Here is a 26,296-nt window from a genome sequence, read left to right on the forward strand (position 1 = left end):
TCACTTATAGCCATAATAAAAGCTCACCTGGAGCACATTCTCCAAAAATGTTTCACGTGAAACATTGACAGAAAAGATTAAAAATTAAAGGCTTAATAAGCAATATAAAAAATGATTTCAGATATATATGACGTAATTGTAGTAGGTGCAGGACATGCGGGTTGTGAAGCCGCAGCTGCAGCCGCGAACCTAGGTTCAAAGACCCTGCTTGTTACAATGAATATGCAGACCATCGGACAGATGAGCTGCAACCCGGCAATGGGAGGAATCGCAAAAGGACAGATCGTAAGAGAGATTGATGCAATGGGAGGATACTCCGGAATTGTAGCAGATAAATCCGCTATCCAGTTCAAAATGCTGAACCTTTCCAAAGGCCCCGCGATGTGGTCTCCCCGAACGCAGAATGACAGAATGCTTTTTGCAGAAGAGTGGAGACTTGCATTAGAAAATACACCCAATCTTGATTTCTTTCAGGATATGGTGAAGCAGCTTATCGTAGAAAATAATAAGGTAACCGGGGTAATCACCTCTTTAGGAATTCAGATAAAAAGTAAATCAGTTGTTCTTACCAACGGAACCTTCCTTAACGGATTGATTCATGTTGGAGACAAACAATTAGGTGGAGGAAGAATGGGTGAGCCGAGAGCATTCGGAATTACCGAACAACTCGTAAGCTTGGGTTTCGAAGCCGGAAGAATGAAAACAGGAACCCCTCCGCGAGTGGATGGAAGAAGTCTTGATTATTCTAAAATGGAAGAGCAGAAAGGAGATGAAAATCCTCAGAAATTCAGCTATACAGATACTCCGAAATTAACAAAACAGTTAAGCTGTCATATCGTTTATACTAATGAAACGGTTCATGATATTTTACGTGAAGGTTTCGACAGAAGCCCAATGTTTAATGGTACGATCCAAAGTCTCGGTCCCAGATACTGCCCGAGTATAGAAGATAAGATTAACCGTTTTGCAGAAAGAACAAGACATCAGCTTTTCGTAGAACCGGAGGGATGGAAAACTGTTGAGATCTACGTAAACGGATTCAGTTCTTCTCTTCCGGAAGATGTACAGATCAAAGCGATGAAACATATTCCTGGTTTTGAGAATGTAAAAGTATTCCGTCCGGGGTATGCCATTGAGTATGACTACTTCCCTCCTACCCAATTAAAACATACTTTAGAAACAAAACTGATCGATAATTTATATTTTGCAGGTCAGATCAACGGAACTACAGGGTATGAAGAAGCAGCAGGACAAGGTTTAATCGCCGGTATCAATGCGCATAATAAAGTACACGGAAAAGAAGATTTCATTTTGAACAGAGATGAAGCTTATATTGGAGTATTAATTGATGATTTGATTACAAAAGGAACTGAAGAACCTTACAGAATGTTCACTTCCCGTGCAGAATACAGGCTTTTACTAAGACAGGATAATGCTGATATCAGATTGACTGAAAAAGCTTATCATTTAGGCCTTGCAAAAGAAGACCGTTTAAGAAAAGTTGAAACGAAAGTAGCTAAGAGTCAGGAACTTGAAGAGTTTTTAAGAGAAACTTCTTTAAAGCCAGGCATTATTAATCCGATATTGGAAACTATTGACAGTAATCCTGTAGACCAGGCATACAGAGCCGCACAATTCCTTACCAGACCAAATATCACGTTGAAAAAACTTGATACTATTGACGCTATCAAAGAGTTTTCTTCTCAATATGATGAAGAAGTAAGGGAGCAGGCTGAAATCAATATCAAATACAAAGGCTATATTGAAAAGGAAAAAGAAAATGTAGCAAAACTTAACCGTTTGGAAAATATAAAAATTCCGGAAGATTTCGATTATAAGAGTCTTTCCAGTCTTTCTTCAGAAGCCAAACAGAAAATGTCTAATGTAAGACCTAAAACTATTGCACAGGCAGGCAGAATAAGCGGTGTTTCTCCGGCTGATATAAACGTTTTACTGGTCTATCTGGGACGTTAAATCAAAAATGTTTCACGTGAAACATTTGTAAATTAAAAGCAAAAATTTAGGTATTTACAGGCGTTAAATTAAACACGGTACATATCTCAATTTTAAAAATATCAAGTTATTAATTCATGAGAATAAAGGATCATTTTCTTTCACAGGAAATATTTGAAATAAAAGAAACAGAAACAAAAGGAGTTTTCAAGACCTCCCCCATTCCATCTAGCATTTCCAAATATTACGAAAGCGAAGATTATATTTCCCATCACCAGGATTCAGGAAGTTTTAAAGAAAAACTCTATAAATTCTTACAGTCTTTTAATCTGCAATACAAAAAAAATATACTTGCAGACAGAATAAAAAAAGGATCTAAAGTTCTTGATTACGGCTGCGGAGCAGGAGAATTTGTAAAATATATAGAAAACTATTTTGAAACTTTCGGTTTTGAACCAGATGCTGATGCCAGAAAAGCCGCACTTCATAAAATATCCAAAGCAACGGTAATTGATGATATCAACATTATTCAGGATCACAGTCTGGATGCCATCACTCTTTGGCATGTATTTGAACATGTAGAGAACCAGGATGAGATGCTTGAAATTTTTCACAGGAAATTAGAAGATAAAGGACTCCTCATTATTGCTGTTCCCAACCCTACTTCCTATGATGCAAAACATTACAAAGAATATTGGGCAGCTTACGATGTACCGAGACATATTTATCATTTCTCCAAAAATGGTATGGAAAATTTAATTTCCAAGAAACCGGACTGGAAAATGAGAAAAATAAAACCTCTGGTTCTTGACTCCTTTTACATCTCCATGTTGAGCGAAAAATACAAAAAATCACCTCTTTTTTGGTTAAAAGCTGTCATCTACGGAACAATTTCTAACGTAAAAGCGCTTTTTTCGAACGAATTTTCAAGTTTGATATATATTATCGAAAAAAGATAGAAAATGGATTTTTAAGCTATTTCTGAAGGTCAATTTTCATCAATTTAAAGACAAAAATAAAAAACTCAGGAGAATCTCCTGAGTTTTTTATTTTCTATATAAAGTAATTTTTTTACTAATTTAAAATTTTACATTTTTAAAACGGAGATTTACATCTCAACTATAATATTACTTTTTAGTAAAGTATTAGCTAGAAAAGTTAAAGATGTAATGTTATCAACTTTAAAATCTACATTAGCACTTCCACCTTTTCCAAAAGTAATTGCATGAAAAAAAAGTTCAGAAAAAGGATAGGTTGGTTGAATTGTATACATTGCCCCTACTCTTTTATGATCATTAGAAATTACAGGAGTGATAAAATCATAATCATTAGCACCAATTGTTGGAACCGATGTATCAACCAAAGAAAGAATATATTTTGCTTTATTTGAAGAATCACCTCTAAAAACAGAAGAAGGTGTAAATTCTACACTTGGAATATTATTAAGATAAACATTATCTCTAATTGTTGTAGATTGTATCACATCACTATTAATTTCAATTAAATCAACTAAATTATTCGTTTCCAGAGTCACCGAATTATCAGAGATCAAACTATGAGTAATTTTTTCTGCGTTTAAAGTAACCATTTTCGATATAGAATTAAAAGTATTTCGAGAAATTTTTACAAAAGAATAATCACCCAAAACATCCAATTCCTCTTTGTCGAAAAGAAAGCCTAAAGAATGTCCTACAAAATTATTATTACTGATTTCCAAAACTTCTACCCCAGCAAAAATATCAGCTGCATATCTTAGATGATCTCCTATGGTATAAAGTATATGACATGAGTTGCTTTTTGCAACAATTCTTTCATATTTACCACCCTTATCCATAATTTTTAATAGCCCTTGATGACCATTATAATTTTGGGATTCTCCTTCAATATGTTTTTGCCTGACATTATTTCCGATTATTAAAACATTGGAAATTAGAGAATTAATGTCAGACCAAAAATATACAACAGTATTTGTGATATCAGCAATATTATCGGTGATATTAATATTCGTAATATTCTTTCTTTCACTTTCAAAAGAAGCAATGAAAATCATTCTGGTATAATCATAAACTTTATTATTATCAAAGGATGAATAACTACCATGGAATTCACACGCGCAACCAATCAAACTCATTAATCTATTACCTATAAAAATATTATTATGAACAGATAGGAAATCTACATTTCCATAAATAGTAGAATGGTCATGATTTTTTTCTTTAGTTCCTGTTGCCAGATTCTCAAACGTACAATTTCTTATTGTTACATTACCTCCAGAATTTGCCTTTCCTACAGCAATACAGTTACGTAAATCACCATTAGTCCAATATAAACCATCAATGATAATATTGGTACATTTGCCTCCTTCAAAGCCTACCCTGTTAAGATATGCGGATTTCATTTTAGAAACATCACCGCCAAAATCAATAATACCTTTACCTTTAAAAGAAATGTTATATAAAGGAGAGGAATCAGCGTTAAGACCTGAGAATAATATAAAATCCCGATCGTCAAAATATTCATCAAGCTTAATTACACTATAGTTTTCAAACTCAACATCCAAACCTGATCTCAATTCAAGAATATTTCCAGATGGTGGGCTATCACTATACGTTTTAATCAAAAAATGCCCGCTTGGAAATATCAATTTCAAACCTAATTCAGAACATACATCAAAAGCATTCTGAATAAAAGGTCTCTGATCATCTACATAAGAAGATTTTGCACCGAACGCTGTAACATACACTCTTTTAGTTGAAAATACAATTGTATTTACATAAAATTCTATACCTCTCTTTCTGTAAATAATCTCATCCTCCAAAACCCGTGAATCACCAGGAACGAGTCCTGTTCCATCAATCCATGTAGATACTTTTTGGAAATTAATAACTTCTCCTGTATTGGAGTCAATCAATTGTACAAAACTGTCATTTGAGCCTAATAATGACACGAAAAATTCATTTGTTGTAAGCATAATATTCTAATTTAGTACAGCAAATGTATATTCCGGAAGCGCCAAAAGCTGACGTATAAAAAAAGTCTGCCAAAATTTAGCAGACTTTATAATTATATTTTTGGAATATTATTTATTGATAGCAGCAATTCCGGGAAGTTCCAAACCTTCCAGACTTTCAAGCATTGCTCCTCCTCCTGTAGAAACATAACTTACTTTTTTATCATAACCGAACTGCTTTACAAAAGCAACGCTGTCACCACCTCCTACTAAAGAGAAAGCTCCTAATTTTGTAGATTCTGCGATACTGTCGCCAAGAGCAACTGTTCCTGCGGCAAAGTTTGACATTTCAAAAACCCCGATCGGACCATTCCAAAGAATTGTTCTTGAATTTAACAATACATCATTGAACTGATCTCTCGATTTTGGACCGGCATCAAGCCCCATCCAACCTTCAGGAATTGCATAGATATCCGATTCTTTTCTTTCTACATCATTATTAAAAGCTTCCGCAATAATAACATCAGAAGGAAGATATACCTTAACCTTATTTTCTTTAGCCTTTCCTAAAATCTCAAGTGCCAAAGGGAGTTTATCCTCTTCTACCAATGAGTTTCCTATTTTTCCTCCCAGTGCTTTAATAAAAGTGAAGGCCATACCTCCTCCAATGATTAGATTATCGATAGCAGGAAGTATATTTTCTATAATGGTAATTTTAGTTGAAACTTTAGATCCACCAAGTATTGCAGTTACAGGCTTTTCTCCTTTTCTCAAAACTTTATCAATGGCCTGAAGTTCTTTAGCCATCAGTAAACCGAAAAATTTAGTTGATTCGAAATACTGAGCAATAACTGCCGTAGAAGCATGAGCTCTGTGAGCTGTCCCGAAGGCATCATTTACAAAAGCATCACCCAACTTTGAAAGCTTCTCAGCAAATCCCTCATCCCCTTTTTCCTCTTCATTGTGAAAACGAAGATTCTCCAATAATAAAATCTCGCCGGCTTGAAGCTCAGAAGCTGCCTTTTCAGCTTTTTCTCCGATACATTCGTCTACAAACTTAACTTCTTTTCCAAGAACACTTGAAACTTCATCTACGATATGCTTAAGAGAAAATTCATCCTTTACCTCTCCTTTTGGTCTTCCAAGGTGAGTCATTAAAATTACAGAACCTCCGTCATTAAGAATCTTTTCTACTGTAGGTTTTACAGCTGTTATTCTTGTATTATCTGTCACTTTAAGCTGATCATCCTGCGGAACATTAAAGTCCACTCTTACCAGAGCCTTCTTATCTTTAAAATTGAAATCATTGATTGTTTTCATAAATATCGTTGAATTTTCGTTTCACAAATGTAAGCTTTTAAACATTTTCTACAGAACCAATAAAACAAAACTTTTGGAAAACTTTCCCCCAACCCACTCATCCACTAATCAACAATTTTTCTCTCTTTAAAAAAAAGAATAATGTAGTTGTTGTTGAGTATTGTTAGTTTCGGGGATAAGTTTTAACAAAATAATTGGTAACATATAATTTTTATTCAATTCATATTTAATTCACATTGTAAAATATTGTAAATCTGTCTTTTCACAGACTTACCAACAGATGTGAGTAACTTTCCCACAAACCCGTTATTAGTAATTTTTTTATGGAAAAACTTTGGATTAAGTGGAGAAAACATTTTGAAAATTATGGTTGAAATTTTCAAATACATTTCCCATTACGAAATAAATTTATCTTTAAAAATAGAAAGTTGGAAAAGTTTTCCACAGTTATTCACATACCTTTTCACAAATTACCACCGATTAACTAACAGACTTTGTTATTATTCTTACCTTTGTCATGAAATAAAATCTAAAAAGACTTAATACAAGTATTATGAAAAGAAAAATAGCTATTGCTGCAGACCATGCAGGCTATGAGTATAAGGAGATTGTTAAGAACTATCTGTCAGAACAGTTTGATGTTCAAGATTTTGGCACGTTTTCCACAGACAGTGTGGATTATCCGGACTTTGTGCACCCTGCGGCAACATCAGTTGAAAACGGGGAAAATGAATTGGGAATTTTGATCTGCGGAAGCGGAAACGGAGTTCAGATCACAGCAAACAAGCACCAGAAGATCAGATGTGCACTTTGCTGGATGCCGGAGATTGCAGTGCTGGCAAGGCAACATAATGATGCCAATATGATTTCAATGCCGGCAAGATTTATCTCTAAGGAAGTGGCTATAGAAATTGCAGAGAAATTTCTTTCCACGGATTTTGAAGGTGGAAGACACCAGAACAGAGTTGATAAAATTGCTGTTTGTTAAAAATATAAAGGCCTGTAAATCAAAATACAGGCCTTATTTATTTTTTATTTCATACATTTGCAGCAGCTAATAGAAGTTACAATCCTATTATTCCATACCGAACCTTAAATACTTAAAGATATTTATTCAAAGGTTTTTCTCCCCTCTTCTCCATATTTGTAGTAATTTTAACAGACTAAAAGTTTCCATTGTAAATAAATTGGAAAGAAAATTGATGCTGTTGAATTAATAAAGAAAAATAACATTAACCAATAAGTAGGTAATAATTCCTAAAACAATTCTATTCAAATGCCTCTCAGTAAGAGGAAGAAATAATAAAAATAGAAACCCAGCCAGGTGATCTTAATTATTATTTGAATGTAAGAACTCTACGTTTTCAGAGATTTTAAAAAGGATTATTACAATTAATAACAATTAAATAACATTAAAAATGCCAAGAAAAGGTAAATATATAAGCCATAAAAACGATCAGAAACTCATAGAGATCGGAAGACAGATCCTGCGTTTCATGAATACCAATGCGTCAAAGATCTATAATTACAAGCAGATCGCAGACGGAATAGATTATAAGAATCCCCGTCAGAGAGAGCTGGTGATCCAGGCCCTACACAAACTGCAGGGTTCTGAAAAGATCAAAGAAGTGGAAAAAGGAAAATATATCATTAATCTGAAAATTGAGGGAACCCTGACAGGTACCATTGATTTCAACCAGTCCGGCAACGCCTACGTTAGTGTTGAAGGAATTGAAGATGATATCTTTATTCACTCGAAGAACGTAAAAGATGCCCTGCAGGGCGATAAAGTACTGATTGTAACCTATCATTTCAAAGGAAAGAAACTGGAAGGATCCGTACTGGAAGTTCTGGAAAGAACAAGAACAGAATTTGTAGGAACATTCCAGCTGGTTGCCCATAAAGATTTTGGATTTGTAGTTTGTGACAAAAAAACAATCAATACCGATATTTTTATTCCTAAAACAAAATTCGGAGGAGCTGAAAACGGCGATAAAGTAGTTGTAAAAATGACAGAATGGAAGCCTGGTGATAAAAATCCTGAGGGAGAAATTATTCAGGTTCTGGGAGCTCCGGGCGAGCACGAAACTGAGATCCACTCTATTCTTGCAGAATACGGCCTTCCTTATGAATTTCCACAGGAAGTTGAGCTCGATGCGGATAAAATTGACAGAAGAATCACTGATGAAGAAGCTGCAAAGCGTTGGGATATGCGTGATATCTGTACGTTCACCATTGACCCTAAGGATGCAAAAGACTTTGATGATGCCCTTTCGATCAGGAAACTGGAAAATGGAAACTGGGAAATTGGTGTACACATTGCCGATGTTTCTCATTATGTAGTTCCGGGAACGATGCTGGATGATGAAGCCTATAACAGGGCAACTTCCGTATACCTTGTAGACCGTGTGGTTCCGATGCTTCCGGAAGTTTTAAGTAACGATGTATGTTCACTTCGTCCCAATGAAGATAAATATACCTTCTCAGCAGTTTTCGAGCTGAATGATAAAGCGGAGATCAAGAAACAGTGGTTTGGAAGAACAGTGATTCATTCAGACAGAAGATTTACTTACGAAGAAGCACAGGAACGTATCGAAACAGGCCAGGGAGATCTGGCAGAGGAAATTAATACCCTGGACAGGCTGGCGAAAATTATGCGTGACGAACGTGTAAGAAACGGAGCCATTACATTTGACAGAAGTGAAGTAAGATTCAATCTGGATGAAAATAACTCGCCCATCGGAGTATACTTTAAAATAAGTAAGGATTCCAATCACCTGATCGAAGAATTCATGCTTTTAGCTAATAAAAAGGTATCTGAATTTGTTTCATTGAACAGTAAAGGAGGTGTGTCAAACAATACCTTTATTTACAGGGTTCACGATGATCCAAATCCTGCAAAACTGGAAGCATTAAGAGATTTTGTTTCTACTTTCGGATACAAAATGAATCTTGACAACACCAAAAAAGTTGCAGAATCACTGAACAAACTTCTTTCTGATGTCAAAGGAAAAGGAGAAGAAAATATGATTGAAACGCTGGCCATGAGAAGTATGAGCAAAGCCGTATATTCTACAGAACCTATCGGCCATTATGGTTTGGGGTTTGAATACTACAGCCACTTCACCTCTCCTATCCGACGTTATCCCGACCTTCTTGCCCACCGCCTTTTACAGCACTATCTTGACGGAGGAAAATCCCCAAGCAAGGCAGAGCTTGAAGACAAGGCAAAACACTGCAGTTCTATGGAAAGACTTGCTGCCGATGCAGAAAGAGATTCCATCAAGTTTATGCAGGTGAAGTTTATGGAAAAGCATCTTGGAGAAACATTCACTGGGGTTATTTCAGGTGTGGCCGAATTCGGTTTCTGGGTTGAAATTCCTGAAAACGGTGCCGAAGGTTTGATCAAATTAAGAGATCTTGTGGATGATTCCTATTCATATGATGCGAAGACCCATGCCGTATATGGTAGCAGAACGGGTAAAAAATATCAGTTAGGAGACCAGGTGCAGATTAAAGTAGTAAAAGCAAACCTTATTCAAAAGCAGTTAGACTTTAAGATTGTTGATTAATTAAATCATAAAGTCTAACTTTGTATTCAATGGGATGAATTTTTTTTCATTTAAAATACTATTGAATGTTTGAACTTGTACTATCTGCTATTGTCTTAGGATTTATGCTGAGCCTGGTTTTTATAGGACCTATTTTTTTCCTTTTAATTGAAACCAGCTTCACCAGAGGGCCAAGACATGCTTTGGCACTGGATCTTGGAGTCATTACGGCAGATTTGTTATGCATCGTTGCTGCGTATTATGCAAGTGCAGATATTGTTACTTTAATAGATAAGCATCCCGGATTTTACAGGATTACTTCTATACTTATTTTTGTATACGGAATCGTTATGATGGTCACCAAGACCAAAATGCATATGCCGGGTGAAGAAAAAATCATTGGACAGAACTATTTCAAAACGTTTTTCAATGGTTTTTTCTTCAATCTTTTAAACGTGGGAGTTATTCTTTTCTGGCTGGTTACAGTAATCTCTGTAAGGAATCAATACCCCGATACCAGTAGTTTTATATTCTATGTAAGTATCGTCATCGGTACCTATTTGTGTATAGACCTGGCCAAAATATTCTTAGCAAAACAATTTCACGATAAACTTACCCAGAAGCTGGCCAACCAGATCAGAAGAATCGTTGGCGGGATTCTTATTGTTTTCAGTTTCTTTATCTTTCTGCAAAGCTTTAAGAAATTTAATCAGTTCGACAGGCGTTTAGAAGAAGCTGAGAAAAAAGAAATCAAGTACCAAAAAACAGAATGAAAAAAATAATATTTCCCAAAGCCCTTAAAAAAGGAGCTAAAATAGCCGTTATTTCCCCAGCCGGAGCTGTAGACACCACTCAGCTTGAAAAGGGAATAGAAATGATTAAAAACAAAGGTTATGAGCCCGTTCTTGGCGAGCACCTTTATACTAAATATTCAAACGGGTATAATTACGCCGGAACAGAACAGGAAAGAATTAAAGATATCAACTGGGCTTTGAATGATAAAGATATTTCGGCAATCTGGGCTTCAAGAGGAGGCTATGGTTGCCAGCACCTGATTCAGCATTTAAAGCTGAAAAACTTTACAGAAAATCCGAAATGGTACATCGGTTATTCCGACAATACTGTTATTCAAAGTTATTTATTGAAAAAAGGTTTTGCTTCTATCCATGGGCAGACTATTAAAACATCCAGTTTCGGAGTAACAGATGAAAGCTATGATCTGGTTTTTGATATTTTAAAAGGAAAAAGACCCAAATATGCTTTACAATCCCATGAGTTTAACAAAATGGGGAATATTGAAGGTGAATTGGTTGGAGGTAATTTAGCCCTGATCTATGCGCTTCTGGGCACCAAGTATTCTTTTGACTTCAGGGATAGGATTTTATTCATTGAGGATATAGGAGAAAATTTTTATGCCTTGGACAGGATGATTATGACCCTCGAATTAGCCGGAGTTTTCAACAAAATAAAAGGATTGATTGTTGGCGGAATGACCAATATGGGAGATGAAAAAGAAAATAAAAGCTACGAAGAAAGCTTTGATGAATTTGCCTATAAACTGATCTCGGACAGGATTTCAAAATATAAATTCCCAGCTGTTTTCGGATTTTCGAATGGGCATATTAAAGATAACAGACCTTTGATTATAGGAGGAAATGTTGATATGAAGGTCGGAGAAAAGGTTGAAATTAAGTTTTAATTGGGCCTATTTCACTCTCAAACTTTTAAACTCAAAAGATGGCAACTCATAATGATTTTGGCCAAATAGCAGAAGATCTTGCAGCTGAATATCTGCAGAAAAATGGGTATAAAATCCTTACCCGGAATTTCAGGTTTCAGAAAGCTGAAATTGATATCATTGCTGAAAAAGAAGGGTTGATCATCATCGTGGAAGTAAAAGCACGTTCTACAGATGTTTTTATACTCCCTCAGGAAGCGGTTACCAAATCAAAGATCAAATCCATAGTTATTGCAGCCAACCATTATCTCGACGAATTTAATAAAAACAGTGAAGCAAGATTTGATATTATTTCTGTTCTGCCTGACAAAAAAGGAAATTTAAATATAGAACATATTGAAAATGCTTTCGAAGCATTGGATGCAAACTAATACATTTTACAATAAAATGAAAACAATACTCATCACCGGAGCTACTTCCGGAATAGGAAAATCCACGGCAGAACTTCTGGCCAGACAGGGTAACAGAATAATTATCTGTGGAAGAAGAAATGAAGTTTTGGAATCCCTAAAAACGGATTTTTCTCAATTTACCGAAATATTTAGTTTAAAATTTGATGTAAGGAATCTTCAAGAAGTTGAAGAAGCAATAAATTCCCTGCCCGAAGAATGGAAAAACATTGATGTTCTTATCAATAATGCTGGAAATGCCCACGGTTTAGATCCTCTTTCTGCCGGGAAGACAGATGATTGGGATTCTATGATCGATGGTAATGTAAAAGGGCTTTTGTATGTTTCCAAAATGATTATCCCTTCCATGAAAGACCGTAATTCAGGGCATATTGTAAACATTAGTTCAGTGGCAGCAAGGCAGACTTATGCGAACGGAACGGTTTACTGTGCAACTAAAAAAGCAGTTGATGTAATTTCCGAAGGAATGCGTCTGGAGCTTACTGAATTTGGGATTAAAGTAAGCAATATTCAGCCGGGTGCTGTGGAAACCGACTTCTCTCTGGTAAGATTCAAAGGAGACAATGAAAGAGCAGCCACCGTATATGCCGGCTATGAGGCTTTGAAAGCTGAAGATATTGCCGATGCCATCGCCTACTGTGTGAATGCTCCGAAACATGTAATGATTTCTGATATGACCATTTATCCAAGTGCACAGAGTGAGCCGAGAACAATCTACAGGAAATAGTTAAAATAAAGACATAAATTTGCAGAATATTCGGAGCAATAGCGTCTCCGTAATTTTGCCATCAGCTTAAAATAAAAGAGATGAAAATTCTATATCTGGAAACCTCTTCCAAAAACTGCTCTGTAGCCATTTCAGACAATGAAAAGCTCCTGTGTCTGTGCGAAGAAGTTTCCGAAAACTATAAGCAGTCTGAAAGTCTCCATACCTTTGTAGAATGGGCACTTGAGGGAGCCGGTCTTACCATGAAAGACATTGAGGCCGTTTCATTAGGTAAAGGACCTGGATCCTATACCGGCTTAAGAATAGGTGCAGCTTCTGCAAAAGGTTTCTGCTACGGGCTGAAAGTCCCGTTGATTGCAGTGAATTCTTTAGAAAGCATGATAGAGCCTTTTTTAGGCAAAAACTACGATTATATCGTGCCATTAATCGATGCAAGGAGAATGGAGGTTTATACAGCCGTTTATGATGGCGAAACAGGAAAAGAACTGTCTCAGACTGAAGCCAAGATTTTAGACGAAACTTCTTTTGAAGAATTTAAAGATAAAAAAGTGATTTTTGTGGGCGACGGAGCAAAGAAAGCTAAAGAAATTCTGCACCTTCCGGACGCAGAGTTTAAGGATGACGTCTACCCTTCTGCACAATACCTGATCAAAAGAAGCCTAGAAAAGATTGGGCAAAAGGATTTTGAAGATATTGCCTACTTTGAACCCTTCTATCTCAAAGATTTCCATGGAGTAAAGAAAAAGAAATCGTCAGATTCTATATGACATAAAAAAGCGAAGAGTAAATCTTCGCTTTTTTTTATGTTTATTTGGGCATTTCAGGAACACCATCAGGAATTTTTTCTTTATCCTTTTTCAGTTTTTGTTTAGGCTTTTTAGGCTCAGTGTCTATGCCCTGTACGGACTGCTGAAGCAGGGTATTATCATTTCCGGCAGGACTCTGAGGAATACCGTTATTCATATCCTGTACCGGCTGTGTTGGCATTTGTGGTTGCTGTTGAAGAGAGTTTCCTTTATTATCCGTTGCCTGGAAAGAAAGCTCACTTTTCAGATAATTCAGCATTTCCTTTGCCTTTATGCCTTCCGGGGTTTTAGAATAATTCAGGGCGATCTGCTCAAGCTGCAGGATCATCACCTCTTTTCCGCTGGTTTTTCCGGTATTGAAAGCATTCAATAGGTGGAATTTAGGAACAAGGGCATCCTTAGGATATTTCTGTATCGTCTGATCTATAATATCACGGCTTTCTCCGAACTTTTCAGATTCATAGAGAGCATAAGCCTTCTTATATTCGCTTTCAACATCCTCCGATGACTTTACGAATGAATTATTCTTAGGATTTCTTGCAAATTCTGCATAAGAGGTATATGGATAATCGGTCAAAAGGATCTGTTTTGCTCTTTCAGAAGCCTGAGGATTCTTTTGGTAATTCATTGCAAAGATTTCATAAAGAGCCTGAAGCATTACTTTTTCCTCAGGTTTTACGTCAACAAGGTCATATAGTGTCTTTGTTGCCAAAGGAGTATTTGTAAAATAATTCTGGTACATTACACCCAACCCTAGCGAAGCGGTATCTCTGTCTTTCTTTAGCTGGCCCAGTTTTTCCTGATCTGTAGGAATCTGTTCAATATAGTAGGTTGGCTCAAAACGTCTTGGATTAGGTGCTGAAGTCACACCAAGAGCTTCATTTTTCATGTCCTCAATAGTCGCCATTTTTTTAGAATACCGCCAGTTATCAGCTAACGCTCTGTCGCCCCAAATCTGTTTAAACGAAGATGTCCCTTTGCTTATTGTTCCTGTATTGCTGAAATAAAAGCCTTTGGTAGTTACCCCAAAATCTTCAAAAGAATTGGCATTATTGGCAAAAATTGAATTGGCATTGTAATCTCCGCTATCAAAACCTTTGCTTCTTTCTGCACGTATTCTCTCCTGCTCTTCTTTTTCTTCCTTAGCTTTCAGTTTAGCGATATACTTCGAAAAAAAGTCGGTTTTCTGAGAATCATTCATCTTTGCTAAAGAAAGAATACTGTCGTTCTTCTTAATCAGATAATAGTTTTTGGAGATCTTTTTAATATATTCAGACTGGTCTTTTAAAAGGATCTTAGAAGGCTCATAGGTCATCACCGTAAGAGCAGAATCATAGTACGTTCCTGCCCCGATATAATCATTTTTTTCAAGATAGCTCTTCCCTATTTCATAATACGTAAGGCCTCTTACCTGTGGATCTGATACCTTCTCAAACAGAGATTTTTTGAAGAACTCCTGAGCTTCCTCTTTTTTTCCTGCCTTGTTGGCCATTAAGCCCAGAGCATAGTAAAATTCGTTCTTTCTGGAGCCGTAAGTTCCTTTTTTACTGATACCCTCCAGGTAGTTTTTGGCTCCGTTATAATCCCCTTTTCCATTGAAAGTTTTAGCAATGGCAATTTGGGATTTTACTTCAAATTCAAAGTCGTTGGCATATTTATAAGCCTGGGTAAAGCTTTCACGCGCTTTATCATTTTGACCCAGGTTTTCGGAAACCTGTCCTCTCAGATAAGCTATCCTGCTTTTCAATTTTCTGTCGGAATTCAGTTCAAAAGCCCTGTCCAGTTCAGCTCCTGCCTCCTCCAGCTTCCCTGCGTCCAGAAGAGCTTCAGAATGATAAATGCTCAGCAGTTTTGCATAGCTTTTATTAATGTCCTCTCCCTTCAGTTTGGCAAAAGTTTCGTTGGCCTTATGATAATCCTTGATCTGTGCATAAGCTACTCCCTGATAAATTCTTGCTAAAGGAAGTCTTTTATCATCCTTCATGTGGGTGAAAACATAGTTCAGGGCATCCAGAGCCTGTACAGCTTTGTTCTGGTAGATCCTGGACTGTACAAGAATCATATAGGCGTCAAAAATCTTCTTATTTTTTTCTTCGCCGTTTCTGATAACTGAGTATTTATTGATCGCTTTCTGCGCCTTTGCCTCTGCAATTTCTAAAGTGGTCGCTCCTTTATTCTGAAGCTCATCAGGCATTCCGGGCGTTGCATTTCCCTGCGCGCCGGGCAATCCGGGTGGCATTCCAGGAGCTCCTCTTTCAGAAGAAGATCTGGTCACTTCAGCCATTTTCATGGAATTTTCAGCGAAAGCGGTGGATTGTCCCAAATCGCTTCCCAAAGGCTGGTCTTCAAACGTAAGGATAGGAATGTAAGGAGCATAAAAATTGTCTTTGTGTTCCTTATCTCTGCTCGTAAATTCACTGTTTAACGCATCTTTTGCATTAAAAAGGGTATTATAATATGTGTTGAATCCTTTCATGAATTTTGATCGCTGTTCCGGCTTTTTGGTCTTGGTAGCACAGGAAGCAACGATACACATGATTAAAAGGAATAAAATATTCTTTTTCATTATTCAATATAACTCTCTTATCTGCTTTTTATTATAAGCAGCTGATGATTTTGTAAAAATAACAAAATTTTGTAATGAATAATATTTATATTTCTTTCAAAATTTTATAAACCAAATGAGTAGGAAGTCCCATGATGGTATAAAAGCTTCCGTTCATCTTGCTGATCTTTGCCATACCCAGCCATTCCTGTATGCCATAGCTTCCTGCTTTGTCGAAAGGCCTGTAATTCTGAATGTAATATTCTATTTCATCATCTGTAATTTCGTCCAATTCTACATCTGCAACATCGGTTTCAGTCCATGTTTTATTAACGGATTTTATGGTAATTCCTGTATAAACCTGATGAGTTTTCCCTGAAAGCGAACGCAGCATATGCCTGGCTTCATTCTCATCTTTCGGTTTTCCAAGGATCTGATTATCTATTGCAACTACAGTATCGGCAGTTAACAGTACTTCATCATCAGTTAATTCCCTGAATGCTGCCGCCTTTAAATCAGACAGATAGGCTGCCGCCTCTCCTATTTCGATATCTTCAGGAAGAATTTCTTCACAATCTATTTTGATGACCTCAAAATCGAAGCCTAAGCTTGAAAGCAGCTCTTTTCTTCTCGGTGACTGGGATGCTAAAAGTAATTTCATAGTGTTATACGGATTGCGTATTATCATCATGCCAGTTCCCCTGAACTTTCATCACCTGCTCTATCACATCACGTACTGCTCCGCTGCCCCCTTTTTTAGCTGAAATATAGTCAGATATTCCTTTTACTTCTGGAACAGCATTTTCAGGACATGCTGAAATAGCGGAATTCTCCATGATATGGATATCGGGAAGATCGTCTCCCATCGTCAGAATCTCTTCGTTTTTAAGATTGTATTTCTTTTTAAAGTCTTCAAAATCAACCATCTTATCATGTGATTTTGGATAATAGTCCTCTATTCCAAGATAGGTGATCCTGTGTTTCACCATTTCATCATTTCCGCCAGTGATTACTCCTATTAAATAATTGTTTTTTAATGCTTTAACTACTGCATAACCGTCCAGGACATTCATTACCCTGCACATATTTCCGCCCGGAAGCAGATAAACACTTCCGTCTGTAAAAACTCCGTCTACATCAAATACAAACGCCTTTATATCTTTTAATTTCTCTTTATAGCTCATACATTTTTTGAATAGAATGATTCATTGTTTTATAAATCTTAAGACTTTCGTCTTTTAACAGCTGTTCATGTGATTCCAGTATCCTTACATCATTTCTTACGGCAGGCCCTGTTTGTGCATCTTTAGGCTCGATCTCATGAATTTTCTGCACCGTTTCATCAATCAGAGGCAGAAAATAGTTAAATGGAATTTCCTGCGAGTCTGAAATCTCCTTTGCTTTTGCAAAAAGATGATTGACAAAATTGCAGGCAAAAACCGCAGTAAGATGGATGTATTTTCTTTGCTCGTGGCTGCTTTCCATCACATTCTCTGAAATTTTGGAAGCAATTTCAAAAAGAAGCTGTTTATCCTGTTCATTCTCAGTTTCTATAAAGAACGGGATTTTCTCATAATCAAGCTCTTTCGATTTTGAAAACGTCTGCAAAGGATAGAAACTGGATTTCCTGTACTCTCCTTTCAGAATCTCTTTCGGAAGAGATCCTGAAGTATGGGCAACCAGACAGTCTTTCTTTGTAATAATCTGAGAAACATTTTCCACAGAATTATCGCTTACGCAGATGATATACAGGTCTGCATCTTGAAGGTGCTCAGTAGAATAAGGAACGTTAAGTTCCCTGGAAATTTTTTTCAGTTCTTCGCTGTTCCTTCCAAAAACCTGCAGTAATGGAATGTTTTTCAGGCTAAAAGCCTTTGCCATGTGATAAGCCACATTTCCGGAACCTATAATTACAGTTTGCATCTAACAAAGATAAGATTTTAAAGGAAGACGGATGCAGGCCATGGAAGTTTATTGATGAAATGCTTGTTGCCTGTTGTGTAAGGTTCACGGTATAACGATCTGATATTATTTTAAATATTTGGACCGAAAATTGAATAAGTAATTTAACTTTCGGCTATTTTTGTAATCCAAAACAGTGAAAGCATCTTATGAAGATTAAGGACGCGGAAATTATTTCGTTGATGCAGAATCCACGGACCCAGGAAAAAGGTGTCCGTGCCTTGATGGATGCTTATCAAAGCAGATTGTACTGGCACATCAGAAGAATTATTGTGGATGGAGACCTTGCCCAGGATACGCTGCAGGAGACTTTTATTAAAGCCTACCAGAATTTTCACCAGTTTAAAAATGACAGCCAGCTATATACCTGGCTTTATAGAATTGCTACGAACGAAGCATTGCAGCAGGTCAATAAGCTGAAGAAAATGCAGAAGACGGATGAAGATCCCGAGTATTATATGCAGAACCTGGTGGCCGACAATACGGAAGGAGATGCAGAAGAAATACAGAAGCTGCTCCAGAACGCCATACAAAGCCTGCCCGAAAAGCAGAAACTGGTATTTATGATGCGGTATTATGATGATTTGCCCTATGAAGAGATCTCTAAAATTGTAGATATGTCTGTAGGGACGCTAAAGACCAATTATCATTATGCCAAACAAAAGATAGAAGAGTATATTAAAGAAAATTACGAGAGATAATTTTTTGAACAAACAAAGATGAAAGAGTTCGACATAGAAAAACTAGAACGAAAGAATATTTACAAAGTTCCGGATCATTTATTTGAAAATATCCAGAATAATGTAATGAACGAAGTGAAAGCGAATAAAAAGGCACCGGTTTTCAAGCTGAACTGGATGTATGCCGCTGCGGCATCGCTGGCTTTGATATTCGGGGCAACGTATGTTTTTAATTCTGATAATGACCAGTCGAAAGATGTGTTGAATTCAAAAACATTGGCTGTTAACAATCATCAGCCTAAAACAGAAAGCGAACGCGCTTATGAAACTCTGGAAGCAGATTTAACTTCTGTTGAAAATAATAATCAAACAGGTAGTAATCAGGGAACTAAAACCGTTTCATATACTCCTAAAAAAGATGTTGAAAACAGAACGGCCCCGCAACCGGTGAAAGCTGTTGGTAAAAAAGAAGAAATTAAAATGAATGAATATCTGGATTCGTTTTCTAACTCTGAGATATCAGAACTGGCAAGTAATTCAACCCAGGACGTTTATTTGGATTTATATAATTAAAGAAAGATGAAAAAGATATTATTTGCACTTTTTATTATTTATGGTTTTGGTCTAAATGCACAAAATGCGCAGACTACAGATTATGACTGGAAAAAAATGGACCCTAAACAAAGAAAAGAGGTAATAAACAATCTTTCTCCTGAAGAGAGAAAAGAACTTCTTAAGAAGTTTAGGAACAATATGGTGGTGGAAAATCTTGAAATTGACGCGAGCGATAAAACAGAATTTACGCAGCTTTATAACGAATATTTGGATAATCAAAAGCAGATAAAAAGCCAGTTTAATCCTGATTTCAACCCGGAAACATTATCCGATGATGAAGCCAAAGCAAAGCTTCAGCAGAGTTTTGAAGTAGGACAGAAACTGCTTGATAACAGAAAGAAATATGCTGACAAGATGCAGCAGGTGATTCCTTGCCAAAAAGTATTGAAACTGTTCCAGTCTGAGGGAATGATGAGAGATAAGATGAATGAGAGAAAACCTCACAGCGGACGTAATAATAGTATGGCAAAGCCCAAACAAAACCCATAATAGTTTATTTTTTTAATGTTGGACGGCTCTTACAGACAATTGTTTGTGAGAGCCGTTTAGTTTTAAAAGGATTTCATAGTTTTACGGAAAATTCAAATATGAAAAAAGTATTATTGTTTTTAATCTTTTCAGCTCTATTATCGGCTCAGAAAGCCGAAATCATTAAACTGGATCAAAATATTAAGGATAAAAAAGGGCTTACCAGATCATTGACTCTGATAGATAACCGGATGGATAAAACGATTGGTACCATTATCGGTAAAAAAGAAACAGCAGAAATTAAGTTTGATACTGAAGATCTGAAAAGTCACTTCGAAAATTGGTTTTCACAGGATAATAAAGTAAAAGGGAATAATGATATTACTTTAATTCTTGAAGAGCTAAAATTTTATAATGAACAGGATCCAGGACAAAAAGAAGTCTTTGGAAAAGCTAAGATTAAGATAGCAAGTTTTCTGAAAAGAAATGATAAATATTACTTTATAAACCGTTTTGAAAATGTCATTGTTTCAGATTCTAAAAATAATGGAAACATGCCGAAGTTTTTGGCTCAGCAGATCTCTACTGTTTTTTTAGAATTTATTAAAGCCTCATATTCCAATATTGTTTCCGGTGCTATGATTCCTGAAAATGAATTGAGTAATTACACGGCTTATCTCAATAAAAATTTTAAAGCCTATAATGAGCCTCAATTAAAAGAGGGTGTATATAAAAACTTTAAAAGTTTCTACGAGCAAAAACCGGAACCGGGATATTCTATTATTAAAAACCGAAAAGGAAAATTGGTAAATGTTAAGGATCGTGACTTTTCAGTTCCGCTCAGTGAAATTTATTGCTATGTAGATTCAGGAAAGGCGTATAGGGCCATACCTTTGGGATTTGTAGAAATGTCAAAAGGAAATAGGGGTTTTTATATCATTTCATCAAGAGCGCAGCTTGCCATTCAAAAAATGACAGGTGGAATGATGGTAGGAGCACTTGCGGGAGGTGTTGTCGGAGCACTCGTAGGTGGCGCAATTGATTCCGGAACCTCTCATACCGCTGTAATAAACGGGGCAAAAACAGCAACCTCTACAAAGGTTTATATAGATTCTTTAACAGGTGCTTATGTGTTTGAAAAATAAATTTCACGCTGTAAATTAAACCGAGATAATGTCTCGCTTTTTTTTATCTTTGCAAATTACAACGTTCTTAAATGAAAAACATACGAAATTTTTGCATAATCGCTCATATTGACCACGGTAAAAGTACTTTGGCGGACCGTCTTTTGGAGTATACCAATACAGTTACTCAAAGAGAACTGCAGTCTCAGACCCTGGATGATATGGATTTGGAGAAAGAACGTGGGATTACCATCAAATCTCACGCGATCCAGATGGATTATGAGTATAAAGGAGAAAAATATATCTTAAACCTTATTGATACTCCGGGACACGTAGACTTTTCTTACGAGGTTTCCCGTTCCATTGCTGCCTGCGAAGGTGCACTTCTTATTGTAGATGCTGCACAGAGTATTCAGGCACAGACCATCAGTAACCTTTATCTGGCATTAGAAAATGATTTGGAAATTATTCCAATTCTGAACAAGATAGACCTTCCGTCAGCAAATCCTGAAGAAGTTACCGACGAAATCATGGGCCTTTTAGGCTGTAAATATGAAGACGTCCTTAGGGTTTCCGGAAAAACAGGAGAAGGAGTTCATGATTTGCTTGAGCAGATTGTGAATAGAATTCCAGCTCCCGTCGGAGATCCGAAAGCGCCGTTACAGGCATTGATCTTTGATTCTGTTTACAACCCGTTCAGAGGGATTGAAGCTTATTTCAAAGTGGTAAACGGAAGTATTTCTAAAAATGAGAAAATCAAATTTTTCGCGACAGGAAAAGAATATGGTGCTGATGAAGTAGGAACGTTAAAGCTAAAGCAGGTTCCGAAGAAAACAATTGAATGTGGTGATGTAGGTTACATTATTTCCGGGATTAAAGATGCCAGAGAAGTGAAAGTAGGTGATACCATTACCTCTTTTGTGAATCCAGCCACAGCTGCGATTGACGGTTTTGAAGAAGTAAAACCAATGGTTTTCGCAGGAATTTATCCTATTGAATCAGAAGATTTTGAAGAATTAAGATTCTCATTGGAAAAATTGAGACTGAATGATGCCTCCCTGGTTTTCGAACCGGAAAGTTCGGCGGCACTTGGTTTCGGTTTCCGTTGCGGATTCCTGGGAATGCTTCACATGGAAATCGTACAGGAACGTCTGGAAAGAGAATTTGATATGAACGTAATTACTACGGTTCCCAACGTTTCCTATCACGGATATTCTAAAAAAGATCCTGAAACGGCCATTTTAATCAACAACCCATCTGAAATGATTGATCCCAATCTTTTAGATAGAGTTGAAGAACCGTATATAAAAGCTTCCATTATTACTAAATCTGATTTCGTAGGAGCTGTAATGACGCTTTGTATTGAAAAAAGAGGGGAGATTGTCAACCAGAGTTATTTAACGGCAGACAGGGTAGAGCTAACATTCAATATGCCTTTGGCAGAGGTTGTTTTCGACTTTTATGACCGTCTGAAATCAATTTCCAAAGGATATGCGTCATTCGATTATTCTCCAATCGGTATGCGTTCTTCCAAATTGGTTAAAATGGATATTCTGATCAATGGTGATATGGTAGATGCCCTTTCTTCACTGATTCATGACAGCAACGCTTATTACATCGGTAAAAAAATGTGTGAAAAACTTCGTGAACTGATTCCTAGACAGCAGTTTGATATTGCAGTTCAGGCAGCATTGGGAGCGAAAGTTATTGCCAGAGAAACCATTAAAGCCTTAAGAAAAGACGTTACTGCAAAATGTTACGGAGGAGATATTTCCAGAAAACGTAAACTTCTTGAAAAACAGAAAGAAGGTAAGAAAAAAATGAAACAGATCGGAAGGGTAGAAGTCCCTCAGTCTGCATTCATGGCTGTATTAAAATTGAATGATTAATATAAAAAAGACCGGTAATTTTTACCGGTCTTTTATTTTTCAGAAAGTTCGCTGCTTCTCCGTCAGATTGGCCTGTATTACCAAAGCTCCGAGGCCGAGAATTACTTCAGCGATTCCCAAAGTCCGTATAAGGTTGACTCCGCATACAATACATTCAGGTTCCGGGAAAGGCTTTTTTCCCACAACAATGATCAAAACTCCTCCTAAGATGATAATGACCACGATAAAGACTCTTAATAATGTTTTCATGATGGTATAAATTTTATTTCTATACCAAAGTTGAGCATATCTGTTATGAAATCATTAAGGAAAATCACTGTTTCAGGAAAGTGGTTTCACCGTTTTATTATTTCTTTTTGGTGAATTTTATCTCCATGGTCTTATATCCCTTTCCCGTTTTAGAATCTGGGCCATACATTTCCATTGTGTGATTGTTGGCATCGATGAAAGTGTAAGTCTCTCTGAAATCACAGTCTTTTCCGGGTCTTGCGGGATCAGTCATTTTACCTTTCAGCTCAATAGACTTTTTAGAAGGGTTCCAGTCGCCTTCCGCATGCATAATACCTGTTCCCATATTATCGATCCAGGTGCTTACAAACTTTTTCTTGGCATTATCATAGCCCATGATGCTCATTCCTTCAAACGGCATTCCCATAAAGCTTCCTTTAAAAGTACTGTGCTGATATCTGCCGTCGAAAATCATTTTATTGATACATTCGGATTGGCTTGTGATGGGTTGCGCACCATTTTCCATCCAGCTTGTTGTTGCTCCGGTCCAGTTTCCGTCATATAATGCTAATGTTTTGTGCATTTCACCAGGGGTGGCATATTCCATCCAGGCTTTGGTTGCAGTAGCAGAATCTACAGGTTTCCATTCTGCAGAATCAGTTTTAGCGTTGTCTTTCTCAGGTACGGGCTTTCCTTTTTCACAAGCGATCAAAAGAAATGTAACTGATAATAGTAACAGTAGATTTTTCATAATTGTTTAGTTTTAAGTAGGTTATTGTGAAATAAAGGTAGTTAATTTTATTAAGTGCTCAATTCTTTTTTGATGTCATTTATAAATCTTATCTTTGTGTATTCATAACGCAAACTAGATTATGGCCTCTCCAAAAAAAATTCAGGATATTAAAGTGGCGGTTGATGCCGTTATTTTCGGATACTTTGATAAGCAGGATCTTCAGCTACTTTTGATCAAAAGAAAGATTGATCCTTTCAAAGGAGGCTGGGCGCTTCCCGGAGGCCTTGTCCTGGATGATGAAAACCTGGATGATGCAGTGAAAAGAGAACTTCACGAAGAGGCGGGCATAAAGCCCGATTTTCTGGAGCAGCTCTATACTTTTGGTAACGTAGGCCGTGATCCGAGAAACAGAGTGGTTTCTGTGGCTTATTTAGGCCTTGTAAACCCTTCTTACCATGAACTTTTTGCAGACTCTGATGCGGAAGATGCCCAGTGGTTCAGTGTAAACAAGCTCCCGTCACTTGCCTTTGACCATAGATCTATTATTGATATTGCGTTAAACAGACTTCGTACCAAACTTCAGTACCAGCCTATTGGTTTTAATCTCCTGAATGAAGAATTTCCCTTTTCCGATCTTGAAAACCTTTACAGAACTATTGTTGGCCGCGAAATAGACCGCCGGAATTTCCGTAAAAAGATCATGAGCTACGGTTTGCTGAATGAAACTGACAACGTTAAAAAAGAAGGCAGCGGCAGGCCGGGAAAACTTTTTACATTCAAAAAAGAGAAGTATGAAGAGCTTGAAAAAGAAGGCTTCTATTTCGAGATCAAATAACTGTTATCAGGTTATCTCAGTCTCTATAAAAATTCTCATATTATCATCCAAAATAAATAACCTAAAATTTTAGTTTATATTGTATTTATGCTGTTGGTGAAAACATTTGTGCCATTAGTATTTCATGCATTTCAAATTTTATAACTGATTATCAGTTATTTATGGTTTTAGTGTTGAAATAACGCAAATATATTTTGTGTCTGAACTGATATTGTTTTACATTTGTGTAATAATAACACAATTATGAAATACACATTACAACATATCATTGAGAAATTTCAGAGAAAAGAGAAGCTTGAATTTCTGTTTTTCTGGGGACATACGGTAAAAGATGAGATCAGCAAATCATGTTTCAGTCAGTGGTTTCCAATAGAGTTTGAAGAAAATGGTACAATCTATAAAACAGCGGAGCATTATATGATGGCCGGAAAGGCAAAGTTATTTAATGACCAGCAGATCTTAGAAAAGGTTTTAAGATCTGAAACACCTAATCAGGCCAAAAGCTTAGGAAGAAAAGTGAAAAATTTTGATCCGAAACTTTGGGATGACCATAAATATGAAATTGTTAAGAGAGCCAATGTTCTGAAATTTTCTCAGAACACAAAGTTTAAAGATTTTTTATTGTCAACTGATGGTAAGGTTCTAGTAGAAGCCAGTCCTTATGATAGAATTTGGGGAATTGGAATGCTTGAAACTGATTCCAGAACTATGGATCCGAATCATTGGGAAGGACAAAATCTACTTGGTTTTGCTTTAATGGAAGTGAGAGATGAATTAAGAAAATAAGATAATTATCAAACACAAAAATTATTATGGAAAAGACAGAACTGCACCCACAGATATTTCTTATTGAAGATTTTCTGACCTCTGATGAATGCGATCATTATATCACAATGGTACAGGGAGAAGTATTTGAAGAAGCTAAGATCAATATGAATGGCCGCCAGATGATGAGTAAAGACATAAGAAATAACGACAGGCTGATGCTCTTTGATAGTAATTTGGCTGACAAGCTTTTTACAAAAGCGGCAGAATTTCTTCCGCAGGAACAGGAAAATTATAGCCTGAAGAATTTTAATGAAATGATCAGAGTTTATAAGTATTCTCCTGGACAAAGATTCAAAATGCATCGGGACGGAAGTTATATCCGTAATGAAAATGAAAAAAGCTTCTACACCTTTATGATCTATCTGAATGATGACTTTGAAGGTGGAGAAACAGAATTTGAGAATTTATTCACGGTTGCTCCAAAGAAAGGAACTGCACTGGTTTTTTACCATCCTTTAAGACACGAAGGAAAAACGCTCATCAGCGGTCAGAAATATGTTTTAAGAACCGATGTAATGTATTCCAATAAGTAATCATCTGCAAAGAAATAGGCATTACCATGTCTTTCCTTATTAGCGTAAAAACAACACAAACAAAAATGGAAAACGAACTAAAACCAAGATTCATCCAGTCATTACAGAGGAATAATGATCAGATAAGAGAAGACCGGGCACGGACCATCGGAGCAGACTCCGAATTGATCTACAGGCGCCGGGTTGAAGATATAGAACTGAAAATAAAGAGACTGGAACGCGAGCAGGAAGGACTTATTGATATCAGTCCTTTAGACAGAAACAGCCTGACATTTGCTGATTTTCAGCCGGAAGCATTTGTTCAGAAAGACATAGAATATTCATTAACAATCAGAAATTTAAATATTCAGCTGGAAGTCGCAGTAAAGAGATTCGAATATTTATTTGGTAAAACATTTTAA

26 protein-coding genes are annotated in these 26,296 nt (G+C 36.6%); 18 read left to right on the forward strand and 8 right to left on the reverse strand.

The genetic code is table 11. From position 1 onward, the window contains the following. Nucleotides 1–111: 111 nt before the first annotated feature. Entirely contained in the window at nt 112–1,974 is a 1,863-nt protein-coding gene (gene mnmG, locus J4Q03_RS10970) for a tRNA uridine-5-carboxymethylaminomethyl(34) synthesis enzyme MnmG (RefSeq protein ID WP_426048218.1), read from the forward strand. A gap of 116 nt (nt 1,975–2,090) precedes the next feature. Continuing rightward, nucleotides 2,091–2,912 carry a class I SAM-dependent methyltransferase gene (locus J4Q03_RS10975; protein WP_426048219.1) on the forward strand — a complete coding sequence of 274 codons (822 nt, stop codon included), beginning with the start codon at nt 2,091–2,093 and terminating at the stop codon, nt 2,910–2,912. 149 nt (nt 2,913–3,061) lie between these two features. On the opposite strand, the gene J4Q03_RS10980 is transcribed toward J4Q03_RS10975, so the two are convergent. Together J4Q03_RS10980 and J4Q03_RS10985 are read right to left on the reverse strand one after the other, a co-directional pair. Beyond that, entirely contained in the window at nt 3,062–4,924 is a 1,863-nt protein-coding gene (locus tag J4Q03_RS10980; RefSeq protein WP_426048220.1) for a hypothetical protein, read from the reverse strand. A 108-nt stretch (nt 4,925–5,032) separates the two neighbouring features. Continuing rightward, entirely contained in the window at nt 5,033–6,223 is a 1,191-nt protein-coding gene (locus tag J4Q03_RS10985) for a phosphoglycerate kinase (RefSeq protein ID WP_426048221.1), read from the reverse strand. 553 nt (nt 6,224–6,776) lie between these two features. Here J4Q03_RS10985 and rpiB point away from each other — a divergent pair. The 7 genes from rpiB to tsaB all read left to right on the forward strand — a co-directional run bounded on the left by rpiB (nt 6,777) and on the right by tsaB (nt 13,416). Then, nucleotides 6,777–7,211 (forward strand): ribose 5-phosphate isomerase B, encoded by a 435-nt coding sequence (gene rpiB, locus J4Q03_RS10990; protein WP_426048222.1) that lies wholly within the window; start codon nt 6,777–6,779, stop codon nt 7,209–7,211. Nucleotides 7,212–7,641: 430 nt separating this feature from the next. Beyond that, entirely contained in the window at nt 7,642–9,795 is a 2,154-nt protein-coding gene (rnr, locus tag J4Q03_RS10995; RefSeq protein WP_426048223.1) for a ribonuclease R, read from the forward strand. 65 nt (nt 9,796–9,860) lie between these two features. Continuing rightward, complete coding sequence (locus tag J4Q03_RS11000; protein ID WP_426048224.1) at nt 9,861–10,547, forward strand: LysE family translocator; 687 nt, start codon at nt 9,861–9,863, stop codon at nt 10,545–10,547. Next, entirely contained in the window at nt 10,544–11,473 is a 930-nt protein-coding gene (locus J4Q03_RS11005; RefSeq protein WP_426048225.1) for a S66 peptidase family protein, read from the forward strand. Before J4Q03_RS11000 ends, J4Q03_RS11005 begins: the two co-directional genes overlap by 4 nt. A 38-nt stretch (nt 11,474–11,511) precedes the next feature. After that, a complete protein-coding gene (locus tag J4Q03_RS11010) occupies nt 11,512–11,883 on the forward strand; it encodes a YraN family protein (RefSeq protein WP_426048226.1) in 372 nt (123 codons plus the stop codon). 16 nt (nt 11,884–11,899) lie between these two features. Then, entirely contained in the window at nt 11,900–12,649 is a 750-nt protein-coding gene (locus J4Q03_RS11015) for an SDR family NAD(P)-dependent oxidoreductase (RefSeq protein WP_426048227.1), read from the forward strand. A gap of 80 nt (nt 12,650–12,729) precedes the next feature. Next, nucleotides 12,730–13,416, forward strand: coding sequence for a tRNA (adenosine(37)-N6)-threonylcarbamoyltransferase complex dimerization subunit type 1 TsaB (gene tsaB / locus J4Q03_RS11020; RefSeq protein WP_426048228.1), 687 nt, complete (start codon nt 12,730–12,732; stop codon nt 13,414–13,416). A gap of 40 nt (nt 13,417–13,456) precedes the next feature. On the opposite strand, the gene J4Q03_RS11025 is transcribed toward tsaB, so the two are convergent. The 4 genes from J4Q03_RS11025 to J4Q03_RS11040 all read right to left on the reverse strand — a co-directional run bounded on the left by J4Q03_RS11025 (nt 13,457) and on the right by J4Q03_RS11040 (nt 17,923). Next, nucleotides 13,457–16,021: a tetratricopeptide repeat protein gene (locus J4Q03_RS11025; protein WP_426048229.1), complete on the reverse strand. Its 2,565-nt coding sequence runs from the start codon at nt 16,019–16,021 to the stop codon at nt 13,457–13,459. 85 nt (nt 16,022–16,106) lie between these two features. Continuing rightward, complete coding sequence (locus tag J4Q03_RS11030) at nt 16,107–16,661, reverse strand: Maf family protein (RefSeq protein ID WP_426048230.1); 555 nt, start codon at nt 16,659–16,661, stop codon at nt 16,107–16,109. Between the two features lie 4 nt (nt 16,662–16,665). Next, nucleotides 16,666–17,184, reverse strand: coding sequence for a KdsC family phosphatase (locus J4Q03_RS11035; protein WP_426048231.1), 519 nt, complete (start codon nt 17,182–17,184; stop codon nt 16,666–16,668). After that, a complete protein-coding gene (locus J4Q03_RS11040; RefSeq protein WP_426048232.1) occupies nt 17,174–17,923 on the reverse strand; it encodes a Rossmann-like and DUF2520 domain-containing protein in 750 nt (249 codons plus the stop codon). The genes J4Q03_RS11035 and J4Q03_RS11040 overlap by 11 nt, the downstream gene beginning before the upstream one ends. Nucleotides 17,924–18,111: 188 nt before the next feature. Here J4Q03_RS11040 and J4Q03_RS11045 point away from each other — a divergent pair, with 188 nt between their 5' ends. From J4Q03_RS11045 to lepA, 5 genes are all read left to right on the forward strand, one after another. Further along, nucleotides 18,112–18,663 carry an RNA polymerase sigma factor gene (locus J4Q03_RS11045; RefSeq protein WP_426048233.1) on the forward strand — a complete coding sequence of 184 codons (552 nt, stop codon included), beginning with the start codon at nt 18,112–18,114 and terminating at the stop codon, nt 18,661–18,663. A gap of 18 nt (nt 18,664–18,681) precedes the next feature. Beyond that, complete coding sequence (locus tag J4Q03_RS11050) at nt 18,682–19,215, forward strand: hypothetical protein (RefSeq protein WP_426048234.1); 534 nt, start codon at nt 18,682–18,684, stop codon at nt 19,213–19,215. Between the two features lie 6 nt (nt 19,216–19,221). Then, nucleotides 19,222–19,746, forward strand: coding sequence for a hypothetical protein (locus J4Q03_RS11055; protein WP_426048235.1), 525 nt, complete (start codon nt 19,222–19,224; stop codon nt 19,744–19,746). Between the two features lie 98 nt (nt 19,747–19,844). After that, nucleotides 19,845–20,870, forward strand: a complete 1,026-nt coding sequence (locus J4Q03_RS11060; RefSeq protein WP_426048236.1) for a hypothetical protein — start codon at nt 19,845–19,847, stop codon at nt 20,868–20,870. 71 nt (nt 20,871–20,941) lie between these two features. Beyond that, on the forward strand, nt 20,942–22,738 hold the full coding sequence (gene lepA, locus J4Q03_RS11065) for a translation elongation factor 4 (RefSeq protein ID WP_426048237.1): 1,797 nt from the start codon (nt 20,942–20,944) through the stop codon (nt 22,736–22,738). A 39-nt stretch (nt 22,739–22,777) separates the two neighbouring features. On the opposite strand, the gene J4Q03_RS11070 is transcribed toward lepA, so the two are convergent. Both J4Q03_RS11070 and J4Q03_RS11075 read right to left on the reverse strand, forming a co-directional pair. Further along, nucleotides 22,778–22,987, reverse strand: a complete 210-nt coding sequence (locus J4Q03_RS11070) for a hypothetical protein (protein ID WP_426048238.1) — start codon at nt 22,985–22,987, stop codon at nt 22,778–22,780. A gap of 97 nt (nt 22,988–23,084) precedes the next feature. Continuing rightward, nucleotides 23,085–23,717 carry a DUF1579 domain-containing protein gene (locus J4Q03_RS11075; protein ID WP_426048239.1) on the reverse strand — a complete coding sequence of 211 codons (633 nt, stop codon included), beginning with the start codon at nt 23,715–23,717 and terminating at the stop codon, nt 23,085–23,087. 139 nt (nt 23,718–23,856) lie between these two features. Between J4Q03_RS11075 and J4Q03_RS11080 the strand changes: the two genes are divergently transcribed. The 4 genes from J4Q03_RS11080 to J4Q03_RS11095 all read left to right on the forward strand — a co-directional run bounded on the left by J4Q03_RS11080 (nt 23,857) and on the right by J4Q03_RS11095 (nt 26,296). Further along, nucleotides 23,857–24,534: an NrtR DNA-binding winged helix domain-containing protein gene (locus J4Q03_RS11080; protein ID WP_426048343.1), complete on the forward strand. Its 678-nt coding sequence runs from the start codon at nt 23,857–23,859 to the stop codon at nt 24,532–24,534. 243 nt (nt 24,535–24,777) lie between these two features. After that, a complete protein-coding gene (locus tag J4Q03_RS11085) occupies nt 24,778–25,320 on the forward strand; it encodes an NADAR family protein (protein ID WP_426048240.1) in 543 nt (180 codons plus the stop codon). A gap of 26 nt (nt 25,321–25,346) precedes the next feature. After that, the gene (locus tag J4Q03_RS11090; protein WP_426048241.1) at nt 25,347–25,895 is read left to right on the forward strand and encodes a prolyl hydroxylase family protein; all 549 of its coding nucleotides are present in this window, start codon (nt 25,347–25,349) and stop codon (nt 25,893–25,895) included. 65 nt (nt 25,896–25,960) lie between these two features. After that, on the forward strand, nt 25,961–26,296 hold the full coding sequence (locus J4Q03_RS11095; RefSeq protein ID WP_426048242.1) for a hypothetical protein: 336 nt from the start codon (nt 25,961–25,963) through the stop codon (nt 26,294–26,296).

This window comes from Chryseobacterium sp. NFX27 (assembly GCF_049887855.1).
Lineage (GTDB): Bacteria > Bacteroidota > Bacteroidia > Flavobacteriales > Weeksellaceae > Chryseobacterium.

Excerpts from the sequence above, each read along its gene's own strand:
- J4Q03_RS11035 (WP_426048231.1), bottom strand. The coding sequence starts at position 17,184 with ATGAGCTATAAAGAGAAATTAAAAGATATAAAGGCGTTTGTATTTGAT.
- J4Q03_RS11025 (WP_426048229.1), bottom strand. The coding sequence starts at position 16,021 with ATGAAAAAGAATATTTTATTCCTTTTAATCATGTGTATCGTTGCTTCC.
- J4Q03_RS11095 (WP_426048242.1), top strand. The coding sequence starts at position 25,961 with ATGGAAAACGAACTAAAACCAAGATTCATCCAGTCATTACAGAGGAAT.
- J4Q03_RS11030 (WP_426048230.1), bottom strand. The coding sequence starts at position 16,661 with ATGAAATTACTTTTAGCATCCCAGTCACCGAGAAGAAAAGAGCTGCTT.
- J4Q03_RS10975 (WP_426048219.1), top strand. The coding sequence starts at position 2,091 with ATGAGAATAAAGGATCATTTTCTTTCACAGGAAATATTTGAAATAAAA.
- J4Q03_RS11085 (WP_426048240.1), top strand. The coding sequence starts at position 24,778 with ATGAAATACACATTACAACATATCATTGAGAAATTTCAGAGAAAAGAG.
- J4Q03_RS11045 (WP_426048233.1), top strand. The coding sequence starts at position 18,112 with ATGAAGATTAAGGACGCGGAAATTATTTCGTTGATGCAGAATCCACGG.
- rpiB (WP_426048222.1), top strand. The coding sequence starts at position 6,777 with ATGAAAAGAAAAATAGCTATTGCTGCAGACCATGCAGGCTATGAGTAT.
- rnr (WP_426048223.1), top strand. The coding sequence starts at position 7,642 with ATGCCAAGAAAAGGTAAATATATAAGCCATAAAAACGATCAGAAACTC.
- J4Q03_RS10985 (WP_426048221.1), bottom strand. The coding sequence starts at position 6,223 with ATGAAAACAATCAATGATTTCAATTTTAAAGATAAGAAGGCTCTGGTA.
- J4Q03_RS10980 (WP_426048220.1), bottom strand. The coding sequence starts at position 4,924 with ATGCTTACAACAAATGAATTTTTCGTGTCATTATTAGGCTCAAATGAC.
- J4Q03_RS11010 (WP_426048226.1), top strand. The coding sequence starts at position 11,512 with ATGGCAACTCATAATGATTTTGGCCAAATAGCAGAAGATCTTGCAGCT.
- J4Q03_RS11000 (WP_426048224.1), top strand. The coding sequence starts at position 9,861 with ATGTTTGAACTTGTACTATCTGCTATTGTCTTAGGATTTATGCTGAGC.
- J4Q03_RS11050 (WP_426048234.1), top strand. The coding sequence starts at position 18,682 with ATGAAAGAGTTCGACATAGAAAAACTAGAACGAAAGAATATTTACAAA.
- J4Q03_RS11005 (WP_426048225.1), top strand. The coding sequence starts at position 10,544 with ATGAAAAAAATAATATTTCCCAAAGCCCTTAAAAAAGGAGCTAAAATA.
- J4Q03_RS11040 (WP_426048232.1), bottom strand. The coding sequence starts at position 17,923 with ATGCAAACTGTAATTATAGGTTCCGGAAATGTGGCTTATCACATGGCA.
- J4Q03_RS11060 (WP_426048236.1), top strand. The coding sequence starts at position 19,845 with ATGAAAAAAGTATTATTGTTTTTAATCTTTTCAGCTCTATTATCGGCT.
- mnmG (WP_426048218.1), top strand. The coding sequence starts at position 112 with ATGATTTCAGATATATATGACGTAATTGTAGTAGGTGCAGGACATGCG.
- J4Q03_RS11055 (WP_426048235.1), top strand. The coding sequence starts at position 19,222 with ATGAAAAAGATATTATTTGCACTTTTTATTATTTATGGTTTTGGTCTA.
- J4Q03_RS11015 (WP_426048227.1), top strand. The coding sequence starts at position 11,900 with ATGAAAACAATACTCATCACCGGAGCTACTTCCGGAATAGGAAAATCC.
- tsaB (WP_426048228.1), top strand. The coding sequence starts at position 12,730 with ATGAAAATTCTATATCTGGAAACCTCTTCCAAAAACTGCTCTGTAGCC.
- lepA (WP_426048237.1), top strand. The coding sequence starts at position 20,942 with ATGAAAAACATACGAAATTTTTGCATAATCGCTCATATTGACCACGGT.
- J4Q03_RS11075 (WP_426048239.1), bottom strand. The coding sequence starts at position 23,717 with ATGAAAAATCTACTGTTACTATTATCAGTTACATTTCTTTTGATCGCT.
- J4Q03_RS11070 (WP_426048238.1), bottom strand. The coding sequence starts at position 22,987 with ATGAAAACATTATTAAGAGTCTTTATCGTGGTCATTATCATCTTAGGA.
- J4Q03_RS11090 (WP_426048241.1), top strand. The coding sequence starts at position 25,347 with ATGGAAAAGACAGAACTGCACCCACAGATATTTCTTATTGAAGATTTT.